Genomic DNA, 13,336 nt, shown 5'->3' on the forward strand with positions numbered 1-13,336 from the left:
GAACCTCGACGACGACAGGGCGTTTATGCCTGTCTAGCCGGGATCGGGTCATGAGCTTTCAGTTGGACGCAGCTTGGGAGAGGCTCCAAAACATCTGGCAGGGCTTCATCGCCTTTTTGCCGAATCTCGCCTTCGGGCTCATCGTCTATTTCATCGTCTATCTGTTCGCTTTGGCGGTGGGGCGAGGCGTCGCCAGGGTGGCGACGCGCTCCGGACAGCCCCGACACATCGTCAAGATTTTTTCGCGCCTCGCGCGCGGCGCCGTCATTCTGATCGGCGCGATCATCGCGCTCTCCGTCATACTTCCCTCGCTCGACGCCGCTTCGGTTTTCGGCGCTCTCGGCATCGGCAGCGTCGCGGTCGGCTTTGCGGCGAAGGACATATTTCAGAATCTGCTTGCGGGGATTCTCTTACTGGTCACTCGGCCGTTCCACGTCGGGGACCAGATCGTCAGCGGCCCGCATGAGGGCACGGTTGAAGACATTCAGATCCGCGCCACTCTGCTGCGCACCTACGACAGTCGCCGCGTCGTCATTCCAAACAGCGAACTCTATACGAACCGAGTCGTGGTCAATACCGCCTATGAGGCGCGCCGCATTCATCTCATGATCACGGTCGGCGCCAGCGACGACGTCGCCGCGGCGAGCGCAGTGATCCTCGCCGAGATCGCGAAGATCGAACGCGTGTTGCGCCAGCCACAGCCGGCCGTTCTGTTCCAGAGCCTCGGTGATTTCGGCGTAAATCTGGAAGTTCGCTACTGGATCAAGCCGACGATCATGCGCGAGGTCGTCGAATCGACCGACGAGGTCTATCGCGCCATCGCGCCCGCGCTGACGAAGGCCGGCGTAGATGTGCCGTTCCCGACCTATCAGATCCTCTTTCACGACCAGACGGAAGAAAGCGACGGGGAGCGCGGACGTCAGCGCGAAGGCTGGCCGCCGCCGAGGGGAGCGGCGACGCCGCGCAAGCAAAGGCGCGAGGAGCTCGCGGCCTCGCCAGCGCGGGCGAGCGGGCGCTTCAACTGTTAGACGCGAAGTTTCCGCTCCACTTGCATGAGCCTGGAGGCGAAATGGATCAGTCACCGGAATCGCAGCAAGCCCAGCAGGCGATGCAAACGAGACTGCTGGCGATCGTCGCTTTTGTGCTCGTTGGCTTCGCGTTGCGGCAGACCTACGCCGTGACAATGCCGCTCGCCGCGGCCTTTGTCGTGATCGCCGCCGTCTGGCCGGTCAAACCATGGCTGCAGCGCTATCTGCCGGAGAGCCTCAGCAACATCGGCACGATACTCGTGCTGTTCATGGCGCTGGCGGCCTTCGCCGGCGCCATTGCCTTTTCTGTCGCGCAAATCGCGCAAGCGTTCGGCGAAAATTCTGAAAAGCTGCAACAGCTCTATGAGAGAGTCTCCGCATGGGTCCAAAGCTGGGGCGGCTCCATCGGCGGATTCGGGGGCTACGGACGGATCATCGACGTCGTGCAGAGGGCGCTGACAAGCGTCTACGATATCATCGTCTATATCGGCGTCATTGGCGTCCTCGTCGCCTTCGGCCTTCCTGAAGTAACGCTCCTGCGCAAGAAGATCGGACAGCAGCTCGGCGGCAACGAAAGGCGGGAGCTCGTCGACGCCGTCGACACCACCGCCGTGAAGATCCGCCAGTATCTCTGGGTGGCGACTCTGACGAGCGCGATCACCGGCGTGGCGACTCTCGTCTGGTCGCTCATGCTCGGCCTCGATCTGGCGATGGTGTGGGCGCTGCTGAATTTCCTGCTCAACTACATTCCGGTGATCGGCAATATCATCGGCATTCTGCCGCCGACGCTTTACGCCTTTATGCAATACGATGGCTGGACGACGCCGACGATTGCCTTCCTCGGCTTTACGACGATTCAGATCGTGATCAGCAATTTCATCACGCCGATGCTTCAGGGTCAGCGCCTGTCGCTGACGCCGATGGCGGTCCTCGTTTCACTTTCGGTCTGGACCTGGATATGGGGAATCGCCGGCGCCTTCATCGCCGTACCGTTGACATCGGCGCTGATCATCCTCTGCCGGCATTTTCCGAGCGTCCGCTGGATTGCGACGCTGCTCTCGGACGATCAGGCGGAGGGCGCCGCTTCGCCCGAGGAAACCGGAATGGTCGCCCGCCGCTCCGCCTGACGACGCGGCGCATCGAAGCGCGGCCGATCCGACCCTCGACCTTCAGGCGATCCTCAGGCGATGAGGCAGGCGTTGCTCTGCAGATGGTTGAGCACGCGATCGACGTGCTCGGCGGCGCACAACGCGATGTCCGCCGGCTCGACCACTGGCTGGCCGGCGCGCTGGAAGGTCACGCGGCCGGCGTCGGCCGCCGCGATGGTCGCGGCGATCAGGGCGTCGCGGTCGTTGCTTCCGTCGAGCAGCGGCGTGACCACTTGGGCGACGATATCGAGCCGAATCGGCTCGTGGCGCAGATTGGCCGAGTGCAGGACGCCGGCGGCCGCGTCCGCGCGCAGCATGGGGCAGGCGACCGGCTTCGCGGAGAGCGCGCGCGCCATTCGGAAGGTCTCGGTTGAGGCGGTTACGAGACCGACAAGAAGCATGCGCAGGAGCGCGTCGGCGATCCTGTGGCGTCCATCGTCGTCGACGACGATCCCCCGCACCGCCACCGCCGCGACGAGATCGTCGATCGAACTCGAATCAGGCAGACTCGCGACAAGCGCTTCGATGCCTCTTCGGACGTCGACGTCTGGCGTCGAGAACCAGGCTCCCGACCCGTCGGCGAAAATGGCTTTTCCGTCCTCCTCGCGCGAGAAGGCGAAATCCGCACGCGCGGTGAAATGCAGTCCCATAACCGCGTCCGGCATAATCCGCCGGACGCATTTGTTTTCCCGCTCCTTATGGATGAGCAGCGTCTGGCGGAAGGTTCGGCCGGTGAAGATGTCCATATGCTGTTCGAGCGAGACCTGATTGTCGCCAGCGAGCGCGCGCAATAGGGGCGCCGCCGCCGGATTCATGTTCTCGGGCATCATCGCGGAAAGAGCCGCCTCGCCAAGATAGGCGAGCCCGCGGCCTCCGGCGCTCGCCATGAACTCCGAGAAACTGCACGGCTCGTTACAGTCTTCGAGAAATTCGTGGCCGATATAGGAGTCGTCAGCGACCCGCAAATTGGCTGCTTCCGCTCGGAAAATCCGCCCCCAGGTCGTCTCCGCGGGCGTGTTCTGCTCAAGGAAGGACAGCATTTCGCGGGCGCGGGCGACGCGCTCGCGCAGCGACCCATGCGGCCCCACATGCAGCGCCAGCGCGTCGCGCAGGGTCTGTCGCAGCCGCCAACCGGGCAGAACATTGTAGCTGATGAAGGCGACGCCATTCGGCGCGAGATTCTCGCGCGCGATTCGCAGGATCGCGTCGCGCACCTGCTCGGGCACCCAGCTGTAGACGCCATGACATAGAATGTAGTCGAAGCCGCCGTCCTTGGCGCGGAGGTCCGTCAGACTCTGGCGACGCAGATTGACGTTGGAGAGTTCGAGCGCCGCGATTCGCTGCTGGCCCTCCTCGATCTGTCGCTGCGAGAGATCGACGCCAAGGAAATAGGCGTCGGGGTGACGGGCGGCGAGCGGAATGAGATTGCCCCCGGCCGCGCATCCGAGCTCCAGAACGCGCGCGCGAGAGAGGTCCGGGGCCGCCAGTTTGAAGATGCGGGCGACGGCGCCCAGCCGCGCCGGATGCGTCTGTGGAAACGGATGCGAAACATAAGGAAGGTCATCGTAGGAGGCGGCGTTGCGCGCAATCGCGGCCTGAACGGCCGTCCCGAAGTGACTGGTCATTAGCAAGTTTCCGGAGCCTGAAGGAGGTTCATTCTCCACTTGGCCCGGCCAATTTGCAATCTCGCGAGAATCGCCTCCGCCGCGCCGTTGAGAATCGGTTGTTAACGATGTTCGAACTCGAGAGGGCGCCTGTTAACGATATTCGAAGAAGACGCGCGCGCCGTGGATAGGGAAGGTAAGTCGTTCTACGGCGCCAAACTTTAGGCGAAAGCGGTTCCGCCGTTCACTTCAATCATTTGCGATTAGATGGCGCGCTCATTGCGGTTTTGCGTGCGTTTCCGCCACTGTCTCCTTTTTATCACAGCTGTCGGAAATGTGGCCAAAGCGCGCGCCAATCGGGGTGTTCATCGTTGACTGTGCATCTCCATCTAATTTTTATTCATCGGGACCACTTCTCCCGCGGCTCCGCAAAAACTCGCGGTTCGGTGCTCTTCGCAGTCCAAGGAATGGGAACTGACCTATGACCAAACTGTCTCATAAACTCATCAAGCCCAAAAATGGTTCCATCGCACTTCGCCGCGCGCTGATGGGCGGCTCCGCCGCCGTGGCGATGGGCGCGGCCTTCGTCCCGACGTCGGCGAGCGCCACTGAATGCGGAACAACCGTCGCCGGCATTTTTTCGGCCCCATTCGGGAACGATGTTGGCGCGAGCGCCACTAATACGGCGTGCGGCAATAACGCCACCACCGGAGCTAAGCAAAATACGGCTGTCGGAAAGAACACGATTGCTGGAACTGACGGTTCGAACGGGAACGTGGCGGTCGGCAGCGACATCGACGGCAACGGCACCGGCACCAAGGCCGTAGGTGGGGGATCGACGGCTATCGGCAGTGATGCCTTCGCGAACGCTAAATTCGCCACCGCGGTCGGCGCTGACGGCGGACTAAACGGTGCTTCTGGCGCCACTGCATCCGGGCTGAGAGCGTCAGCGTTTGGCGTTGACGCTGAGGCGACCGCGACTGCCAGCACCGCGGTCGGATCCGCCGCGCTCGCCACCGCCGACTTCGCGACTGCCATCGGCGGCGGCATCAGCGACCCGGCTACTGCGACCGGCGCGAACTCCACCGCCGTCGGCAATTCAACCCTCGCTCAGGGCCAAGGCTCTGCGGCGCTCGGTTCTGGCATCGCCGGCAACCTGACCAAGGCGATCGGCGACGGGTCCTTCGCCGCGGTTGGCGGCGTCGCGAACGGCACGACTTCCGTCGCGGTCGGTTCTAAATCCACGTCGACTGGAACAGATGCAATCGCCGTCGGAACGAATTCGAACGCTAACGGCGCGGGCGCTGCTGCCATCGGCAAGAATGCCAAGGCGGCGGGGACCAACGCGACCGCGTTTGGATCCAACAGCAACGCCGCCGTAGCCAATTCGACGGCGATCGGCAATAACGTGACCGCGAACGGAGCGAACTCCTTCGCAGGGGGCGCCGGTGTGACCACGAACGGAGCCGCGTCAGTTGGCATCGGCTCCAACTTCACGGTCAATGGAACAGGGTCCGTCGGAATCGGCAATCCTCTGAGCTTCGGGGCCGGCGACGGCCAGGTTTCGCTCGGCCAACTGACGTCGACCAATGGCGCCGGCTCTTTCGCGGGCGGCAATGGCAGCGCAGCCGATGGCGCGGGCGCTGTGGCTATCGGTCTTCAGCAAAAGGCGACGGGCGCGGGCGCGGTCGCCATTGGCGACCCGAACGTTGCGACCGGCGACGGCGCCGTCGCCGTCGGCAAGAATAACACTGCGACGGGGAACGGGGCGGTTGCGACTGGCCTGAACAATAACGCTCTTGCAAACGGCTCGGTGGCTTCCGGCTCCGGCAACACCGCCAACAGCACGGGCTCGGTTGCCCAAGGCAATAACAACTCCTCGACAGGAGTGGGCTCCGCTGCGATCGGCTCCAATGTGACGAGCAATGGCCTCGGCGCGGTCGGCATCGGTAACGCTTTCAATGTTACCGGCCAGGGCGCGGTAGCGATCGGCAATCCGCTCAGCACGACCGGTCTTGGCGCGGTCTCGATCGGCAATCTCAGCCAATCCACGGGCCAGGGCGCGGTTTCACTAGGCAACCAGGCCCGGGCAACCCAGAATGGCTCGATCGGCATCGGCGACGATGCGAAGGCGACTGCCGTGAACGCCATCGCGCAGGGCACCGGCTCAAGAGCTCTGGGCGCGAACGCTGTCGCCATCGGCAATAACGCTCAGGCCGGCGCCGTTGGCCCCAACGCGATTGCCGTCGGCACCAACGCGAAGGCCACCGACTCGATCGCAATCGGACTTAATTCGAACGCGTCGAACAACGGCACGGCCGTCGGCGACTTCACGACCGCGACCGGCGTTAACTCGGCTGCCTATGGTCAAGGAGCTTCGGCGACGGGCTTTAACTCGACGGCGGTCGGCACGGGCGCCACGGCTGGCTTCGCCAATTCGACGGCGCTCGGCGCTGGTGCGGTGACTAACGCCGTCAACCAGATCCAGCTCGGCACGGCGGCCAGCACCTACCAGGCGCAGGGCATCACCTCTGCGGCGAGCCTCGCCTCGCAGGTCGGTCCGACGTTGTTCACGACGACGGATGCGCAGGGTCATCTGGCAACCTCCAACTTCGGTCCGCAGGATATCGCGGGTCTGCAGGCTGGCGTCCTGGGTCTCTCGCAGAGCGTGTTTGACCTCGGCAGATCGGTGAAGCGCGGCTATGAGGGCACGGCGGTCGCCGTCGCGCTCGGGGGCGCCAGCTACCTGCCCGACAACAAGTGGTTCGCGGTCACCGGCAACTTCGGCACCTTCCGCGGCCAATACGGTCTTGCCGCTCAGGCGCAACTGCGCCTGACCGACTGGGCGGTGGTCAACGCCGGCATCGGCGCGGGTCTCAAATACGGCGGCGTCGCCGGTCGTGCGGGCGTGACCTTTGCCTGGTGATCCATGATCGTGAAGATCAGACAGATAATGCTCGCGGCCCTTGTGGCCGCGAGTTTTTTTCCGACGATGGCTTCGGCGCAGACGCCTAAGCCAGGACAGTCGAAGTCAGCGGCGCCCAAGCCCGCGGACATCGACAAGAACGGCGTGCTGATCCTGATCCGCTCGACTCTGCTCGCGCTCGATCAGGCGAACAAGACCGGCAACTATACGGTGCTGCGTGATCTCGGGGCGCCGGGCTTTCAGTCAAATACTGCTGCTCGGCTTGCAGAGGTCTTTGCGTCGCAACGCAGAGACAATCTCGATCTGTCGGGGGTCGCCGTGCTGGAGCCGCAGCTCAGCCTGCTGCCGCAAATCGAAAATGGAATGATGCATATGGCGGGATTCTTCCCTTCCGTCCCGACGCAGATCCGCTTCGAACTGCTCTATGCGCCTGTCCAGGGCCAGTGGAAGCTGTTCGGCCTCTCGGTTTCGCTGGGCTCTTCCTCGCCCACGGCGCCTCCCGAAGCGCCCGCGCAAAGCGCCCAGGAAAAGCCAAAAGGCCCGACGGGAATCCGTGGTTCCGCGCCAAAGCCTTGACGGCGCTTGGGAGGGGAGCCGCCAAGGCGCCGGGACGGTTCGCCGCCCCGGCTTTTCTTTGGCCTAGTTGGGCCAGCAGCGGCGCCCGTAGGGGCCGAGATGGAAGCCGGGCGGGCAGGGGCGTCCGAAGCGGTAGCCGCCCCATTGTCCTCCCCAGCGACAGCCGCCGTAGGGACCGCGATGTCCGTAGGGGCCGCAGCCGCCGTAAACCTGCACGATCGGCGCGTCCGCCGGCTCGCTGGGCGCGACCGGCATGGCCGCATGCGCCGGCGCAGCCAAAGCGGCCGCAAATATCAGCGCGACACCCGTTCTCAATTTCATCTCCACTCTCCTTCAAACCGGACGCGGCGCGTTGCCCGCCGCGCCCGCAGAATATCTGCGCGCAAACCAGAACGTGGCAATTGCAATCTCGCATTTAGGTTAGCCCGCGGCATCCTTTGTTCACATATTGTTCTTGCGCGCCGGCCCTGCGCCAGCTAAGCTCGCAAGCGCAATTGCCTAAAAAAATTTCTGGGGAGCGCGCTATGGCGGTGAGGGTGTCGACCGTCGCATTCGAAGGCGTCGAGGCGCGCCCCGTCGACGTTCAGGTGCAGATTTCGAGCGGCGCGGTCGTGTTCAACGTCGTTGGTCTCGCCGACAAGGCCGTCGCCGAATCGCGCGAGCGGGTGCGCGCCGCCTTGATCGGCTCCGGTCTGGCGCTGCCGGCGAAACGAATCACCGTCAATCTCGCCCCCGCCGACATGCCGAAGGAGGGGAGCCACTATGACGTGCCGATCGCGCTCGGCGTGATGGCGGCGATCGGCGCGATCCCCTCCGATGCGCTCGAAGGCTTCGTCGTGCTGGGCGAGCTCGCGCTCGACGGAACGCTGACGCCGACGGCAGGGGTTCTGCCTGCGGCGGTGGCGGCCAATGCGCGGGGGATGGGGCTGATCTGTCCGAGCGAGTGCGGCCCCGAAGCGGCCTGGGCGTCGAGCGATATGGAGGTGATCGCGCCGCGCTCGCTGATACAGCTCGTCAACCACGTCAAGGGCGCGCAGGTCCTCGCCCGGCCGCAGCCGGCGGTGCGCAGACTCGCCGCAGACCAACCCGACCTCTCGGACATCAAGGGACAGGAGAGCGCCAAGCGCGCGCTCGAAATCGCCGCCGCCGGCGGCCACAATCTTCTCATGAGCGGCCCTCCGGGCGCGGGGAAATCGATGCTCGCCGCGCGGCTGCCGTCGATTCTGCCGCCGCTGACGCCGCGGGAGCTGCTCGAAGTCTCGATGGTCCATTCGGTGGCGGGGCAGATCGCCGGAGGCGAGCTCACGGACCGGCGGCCGTTTCGCGCCCCTCACCATTCCGCCTCGATGCCGGCGCTGGTCGGCGGCGGCGCCCATGCAAAGCCGGGCGAGATTTCGCTCGCGCATCACGGGGTGCTTTTTCTCGAAGAATTGCCGGAATTTCAGCCGCAGGTTCTCGACAGCCTGCGCCAGCCGCTCGAGACCGGCGAGGTGGCGGTGTCGCGCGCCAATCACCGCGCCGTCTATCCGGCGCGCTTCCAACTCGTCGCCGCGATGAATCCCTGCCGTTGCGGCCATGCGATGGATCCGGGCTACGCCTGCAAGCGCCAGCGCAACGAGCGCTGCGTCGCGCAATATCAGGCGCGGCTGTCCGGGCCGCTGCTCGACCGGTTCGACGTGCAGATCGAAGTGCCGGCGGTGAGCGCCGCAGATCTCGTGCTGCCGCCCCCGAGCGAGGGTTCGCGCCAGGTCGCGGCTCGGGTCGCGCGCGCCCGCGAGATCCAGCGGGCGCGTTACGACGCGCTGTCCCTGCCGGGCGTCGCCGCCAACGCCGCCGCGCCGGCTGCGGTGATCGAGCGCGCGGCGAGTCTCGACGCCGCCGGCACGGCGCTGATTCGCGACGCGTCCGAGCGCTTCAGCCTCACCGCGCGCGGGTTTCACCGGGTCTTGAAGCTCGCGCGCACCATCGCCGACCTTGATGGCGCCGAGTCGGTCGGCCGCCCGCATCTTGCGGAAGCGCTTTCCTATCGTGCGGGACTTGCGCTGGGGCGCCTCGCGGCCTGATGATGGCGCATGTCCTTAGACCATATTGTGATTTTGGTCGCGGCCCAGCTCGTCATCCTGCTTCTGGCGGCGTCCATTTTTGTTGCGTCGCGTCCGCGGAGCCGCGAACAAACCGAAGCCGAACTCGAATCGCTGCGTGACGAAATCTGGGAGCTGCGGGCCGCCGCAGCCGCGCGCGACAGGGCCGAAGCCGCCAGTCTCGCCAAGTCGCGCTTTCTCGCCGCCGTCAGCCACGAATTCCGCACGCCGCTCAACGGAGTCATGGGATTGGCGCAGCTTCTCGCGATGACCAAGCTCACCGCCGAGCAGGCAAGCTATGTCGAAGCGATCGGCGACTCGAGCCGCTCGCTGTCGCAGCTCATCGACGACATTCTCGATTTCTCGAAGATCGAAGCCGGCAAATTCGAGCTGCGCCATGAGAGCTTTGCGCTGGCGCCTTTCGTTGAAAGCGTCGTCGAGCTGCTGGCGCCGCGCGCCATGGCGAAAGGGCTGGAGCTCGCCAGCGTCATTTCGCCAGACACGCCGCGCGAGATCGTCAGCGATCCGGCGCGGCTTCGGCAGGTGCTCGTCAACCTCATCGGCAACGCCGTGAAATTCACTGAACGGGGCGGCGTCGGCGTGCGCGTCGCGCGCGACGGCGCGCGGCTGCGCTTCGAGGTGCGCGACACCGGGCCGGGCGTGCCAGAGGCGGCGCGCGAAGCGATCTTCGAGGAATTCGAACAGGCTGATCCTTCCGAAAACCATCCCCAGGCGGGCACTGGCCTCGGCCTCGCCATCTCCCGTCGACTCGTCGCCAGGATGGGCGGCGCCCTCGCGCTCGTCGGCTCATCTGACAAGGGCGCCGTTTTCGCGTTCACGCTCCCGGCGCCGCGGTTCAGCGAAGCGGACGTTCCGGCGCCTCTTCGCGGCGTCAAGGCGCTCATCATCGCGCAGAGCGTTTTCGAGGCGCCCTATCTCGCCGAGAGCTTGCGCTTCGCCGGCGCGGAAGCGGAAATCGTCAAGGCTGAAGACGCCGCATCCGCGTTGCACAGCCGCCGTGACGACCCCTATGACGCCGTCATCGTCGACTGTGCGCTGGGCCCGCAAATGACCGCGCAGCTGGCGAGCGCCGCGCGCGCGGCGCAGGCGCGTAGGCTGTTCCTCCTCTTCTCGCCGTTGGAACGGCGCGCCTTCGGCGAAGATGCGTTGTGCGACTTCGACGGCTGGCTGGTGAAGCCGGTGCGGATCGCCTCGCTGATCGCCCGACTGTCGCAAGTGAGCGCGACGGCTCCGGCGCCGGAGGCGAGCGCGCCCGCGCAGGCGCTCGCGGGGGTGAACGCTCTCATCGCCGAAGACAACGACATCAATGCGCTCATTCTCACGCGTCATCTGGCGAAGCTCGGCGCCCGGGTGACGCGTGCGGAAAGCGGCGCGCTTGCGCTCGCGCGGGCCCGTGAAGCGATCGAGGGGGCGGGCGCGCCCTATGACGTCATCGTCATGGATCTCTTCCTGCCGGATTTCGACGGCCGCGAGGCGAGCCTCCGGATACGCGAGGCCGAGGCGCGCGCCGGCGCGCCGCGCACGCCCATTCTGGTGCTGACCGCCAGCGCGCGCGAGGAAGACGAACGCGCCGCCCGCGCCGCAGGCGTCGACGCCTTTCTCACCAAGCCGGTGGAGTTCGCTTCGCTGGCGGCGACAATCGAGGAGCTCAGGCTGGCGCCGCGGCGAAGCGCAGGCTCCTGACAGCCATCGCTCCGAGCGCTTACGCTTCTCGGTAAAGCAACAGCAATACGCCCGCGAGCATGAATGCGACGGGCCAGACGAGCGCCCCTGCTCGGCCTTCCGGGGCGTCCGGTGAGCGGATTTCCAGCCAGCGTGCGCTCGCCGCGACAATTCCCAGCAGCGCGACAGGCGTATGGCTGATCGCGATCAGAACCTCGTCCGCGCCTTCCGTGTGCCCGTAATGCGTCAGCAGAAAAGCTGACGCGGCGCCGACCGTCAGCGGGAAGACGTAGGCCGGCCTGTTAGACTTGAATAGTTTGCGCCTGACGCGCCATTCGAAAATCGCAAAAAGCGCAATGAGCGCGACGATGAGTTTGTGCTGAGCGATCTGGGGATTGCGCAGGCTCTCAAAGAAGCCCAGCGGCCCGAGCGGCCAGGCGGTTTCGTCGGCGCGCACCAACAAAACGCCGCCCAGAAGCAAGAACAGCAGAGGCCAATGACGCACGACCGGCGCAAGACGTCGATGACGCTCAAGCAAGGCGAAAGCCCCCATGACGACGACGAGAACCCCCGCCAGATGGTGATTCATTTCAGCCCAGGCGATGTCTGCGGCGGTGAGCCCGACAGCCGTGGCTGATGCGCTGTTCGCTTCCGATGCTTGGGCTTCCGATGCTTGCGCAGCCGACAATTCGGCATAGGCGGGACTGTAAAAACTTGGCCAGCGCGGTGCGAAGCGGGCGGTGATTTCCGACAGGCTGGTGCGTTCCGCGCCGCCGTCAATCGGGAGGGAAGAGGATGCGAGAGCCGCGGCGCAGAAGAGCGCGATGACGCCCAGTCCAATCTCCACCTCGGCGAAACGCGACAATCGACGGATCGATGTCGAGGGGACACGCCACAACTTTCGCACAGTCGCCGCGTTTGCGGCGCCAAAACAAAGCAACCCAAGCAGCAATAGGACTTTGGTGCTGATCAGCACGCCGTAATTCGTTTCATACAGCGTATCGAGAGAGGTCGTGTACCGCGTCATCATGAAAACGCCGCCCGCAATGAGTGCGGCGACGGCGCATATTGCGATTATCGAGAACTTCGAAGCGATCGATCGACGCGACCCGGCGTCTCGCGTTGTTGCCAGCGTAACCACGAAATACGGAATTCCGCCGATCCAGATTCCCGCTGCAATGATATGCGCAATTTCGGTCTTCACGAGCAGCTTATCAGCCTCGGGGCGGCTCGCGACATGTGTCACCCCGACATGCGCACAGACCATAAGCAGGGCCAGAACCAAAGCGATCGGCCGCCAATTCACGAACGCGTCAACGTCCAGGCGGGCGATCAGCGCCAGAAGGCCAGCAAAGCCAGCGCAGATGAAATGAGCGGCCACTGCGTTTGAGCTGGCGGCGACTGTGGCGTCGACGTGCAGGGTTCCAACGAGCATCGCGATCAAGACGCCCCCGGCAACGAGCTCTCCCAAGGCTGACGCCACACAGCTCCAATAAAGGATACGGAGGCAACGTCGCGCGAGCAGTCGCTCCTCCCCGCTCGGCGTCGCGTCAAGAGAGCCTATGACGAGCGCCAGGAACGCCACGCCTCCGACGATAAGCGATTGCGTCACCAGAAGGTATGCGCGCAGCACGACGTCCAGGAAATTATACAATTCGATGAGCGACTGCATGATCACCGTCCTACGCGGAAATTGATCTTGCCTTGCGTTAGGTGACCGTCGACGCTCATGATCTGCCAGTGAAGCGTGTAGGAGCCGCCCTGCAGATTTTGCGCTTTTGCTTTCAATGCGTCTGAGGCGGGGATCGTTTCGAGCGGTTCAATAACTCTTTGATCATCAGTCATCACAAGCATGAGACGCGAAAGCTTTGGGTCGATGCGGCTGTTGAATCGGAGCTCCATTTCGACGCGCCCGCTTGGAATGATCGCCGCGTCCTGGGGCGTAGATGCGACAAGAGACGCGTGCGCGAAGCAGCGCACAGGCGCAAGAAGCGCGATGACGCAAGCCATACAAGTAAAGAGACTTTTCAATCGCACGGCAGTCGCTCCTGCCTTCACCCCGGACGTCGGGGTTAAGCACCGGAGTAACTAAATCACGCGTTCTTACCGACAAGCGTCGCGGCGCCGCATGTCGGTCTAGAGCTTTTCGCGCTGTCGGAAGCTTTATTGAGCGTTTGCAAAGTCATATCGGATTCGGGGGTGCAGCTATCCTTTGCAAGAGGATGTCGCTTTGCGCCTTCAACGCCGCGCGCCCCGCGCTCAAGCGCGAACACCGCCTTTTGAGAGCCAC

10 protein-coding genes are annotated in these 13,336 nt (G+C 64.6%); 6 read left to right on the plus strand and 4 right to left on the minus strand.

Annotated elements, in window-relative coordinates; all coding sequences use genetic code 11:
- The first annotated feature begins 50 nt into the window (after window positions 1-50).
- A complete protein-coding gene (locus tag AC0X69_RS16345) occupies window positions 51-1,028 on the plus strand; it encodes a mechanosensitive ion channel family protein (RefSeq protein WP_482608843.1) in 978 nt (325 codons plus the stop codon).
- Between the two features lie 41 nt (window positions 1,029-1,069).
- Entirely contained in the window at window positions 1,070-2,155 is a 1,086-nt protein-coding gene (locus tag AC0X69_RS16350; RefSeq protein WP_482608845.1) for an AI-2E family transporter, read from the plus strand.
- Between the two features lie 53 nt (window positions 2,156-2,208).
- Here AC0X69_RS16350 and AC0X69_RS16355 read toward each other — a convergent pair whose 3' ends face one another.
- On the minus strand, window positions 2,209-3,801 hold the full coding sequence (locus AC0X69_RS16355; RefSeq protein WP_482608847.1) for a class I SAM-dependent methyltransferase: 1,593 nt from the start codon (window positions 3,799-3,801) through the stop codon (window positions 2,209-2,211).
- A gap of 460 nt (window positions 3,802-4,261) precedes the next feature.
- Between AC0X69_RS16355 and AC0X69_RS16360 the strand changes: the two genes are divergently transcribed.
- Together AC0X69_RS16360 and AC0X69_RS16365 are read left to right on the plus strand one after the other, a co-directional pair.
- Window positions 4,262-6,706: a YadA family autotransporter adhesin gene (locus AC0X69_RS16360; protein ID WP_482608849.1), complete on the plus strand. Its 2,445-nt coding sequence runs from the start codon at window positions 4,262-4,264 to the stop codon at window positions 6,704-6,706.
- A 27-nt stretch (window positions 6,707-6,733) separates the two neighbouring features.
- Complete coding sequence (locus AC0X69_RS16365) at window positions 6,734-7,282, plus strand: hypothetical protein (protein ID WP_482608851.1); 549 nt, start codon at window positions 6,734-6,736, stop codon at window positions 7,280-7,282.
- A 63-nt stretch (window positions 7,283-7,345) separates the two neighbouring features.
- Here the strand turns inward: AC0X69_RS16365 and AC0X69_RS16370 are convergent, their stop codons facing one another.
- Complete coding sequence (locus AC0X69_RS16370; protein WP_482608853.1) at window positions 7,346-7,603, minus strand: GCG_CRPN prefix-to-repeats domain-containing protein; 258 nt, start codon at window positions 7,601-7,603, stop codon at window positions 7,346-7,348.
- A gap of 203 nt (window positions 7,604-7,806) precedes the next feature.
- On the opposite strand from AC0X69_RS16370, the gene AC0X69_RS16375 reads away from it, so the two are divergent.
- Together AC0X69_RS16375 and AC0X69_RS16380 are read left to right on the plus strand one after the other, a co-directional pair.
- Window positions 7,807-9,345 (plus strand): YifB family Mg chelatase-like AAA ATPase, encoded by a 1,539-nt coding sequence (locus AC0X69_RS16375; protein WP_482608855.1) that lies wholly within the window; start codon window positions 7,807-7,809, stop codon window positions 9,343-9,345.
- A gap of 9 nt (window positions 9,346-9,354) precedes the next feature.
- Window positions 9,355-11,067, plus strand: a complete 1,713-nt coding sequence (locus AC0X69_RS16380; RefSeq protein WP_482608857.1) for an ATP-binding protein — start codon at window positions 9,355-9,357, stop codon at window positions 11,065-11,067.
- A 19-nt stretch (window positions 11,068-11,086) separates the two neighbouring features.
- Here the strand turns inward: AC0X69_RS16380 and AC0X69_RS16385 are convergent, their stop codons facing one another.
- Together AC0X69_RS16385 and AC0X69_RS16390 are read right to left on the minus strand one after the other, a co-directional pair.
- Entirely contained in the window at window positions 11,087-12,718 is a 1,632-nt protein-coding gene (locus AC0X69_RS16385; RefSeq protein WP_482608859.1) for a CopD family protein, read from the minus strand.
- 2 nt (window positions 12,719-12,720) lie between these two features.
- Window positions 12,721-13,083, minus strand: a complete 363-nt coding sequence (locus AC0X69_RS16390; protein WP_482608861.1) for a copper resistance CopC family protein — start codon at window positions 13,081-13,083, stop codon at window positions 12,721-12,723.
- Window positions 13,084-13,336: the final 253 nt, after the last annotated feature.

The sequence above is a fragment of the Methylocystis sp. Uni0008 genome, assembly GCF_056838045.1.

Excerpts from the sequence above, each read along its gene's own strand:
- AC0X69_RS16375 (WP_482608855.1), top strand. The coding sequence starts at position 7,807 with ATGGCGGTGAGGGTGTCGACCGTCGCATTCGAAGGCGTCGAGGCGCGC.
- AC0X69_RS16385 (WP_482608859.1), bottom strand. The coding sequence starts at position 12,718 with ATGCAGTCGCTCATCGAATTGTATAATTTCCTGGACGTCGTGCTGCGC.
- AC0X69_RS16360 (WP_482608849.1), top strand. The coding sequence starts at position 4,262 with ATGACCAAACTGTCTCATAAACTCATCAAGCCCAAAAATGGTTCCATC.
- AC0X69_RS16370 (WP_482608853.1), bottom strand. The coding sequence starts at position 7,603 with ATGAAATTGAGAACGGGTGTCGCGCTGATATTTGCGGCCGCTTTGGCT.
- AC0X69_RS16380 (WP_482608857.1), top strand. The coding sequence starts at position 9,355 with ATGTCCTTAGACCATATTGTGATTTTGGTCGCGGCCCAGCTCGTCATC.
- AC0X69_RS16345 (WP_482608843.1), top strand. The coding sequence starts at position 51 with ATGAGCTTTCAGTTGGACGCAGCTTGGGAGAGGCTCCAAAACATCTGG.
- AC0X69_RS16350 (WP_482608845.1), top strand. The coding sequence starts at position 1,070 with ATGGATCAGTCACCGGAATCGCAGCAAGCCCAGCAGGCGATGCAAACG.
- AC0X69_RS16355 (WP_482608847.1), bottom strand. The coding sequence starts at position 3,801 with ATGACCAGTCACTTCGGGACGGCCGTTCAGGCCGCGATTGCGCGCAAC.
- AC0X69_RS16365 (WP_482608851.1), top strand. The coding sequence starts at position 6,734 with ATGCTCGCGGCCCTTGTGGCCGCGAGTTTTTTTCCGACGATGGCTTCG.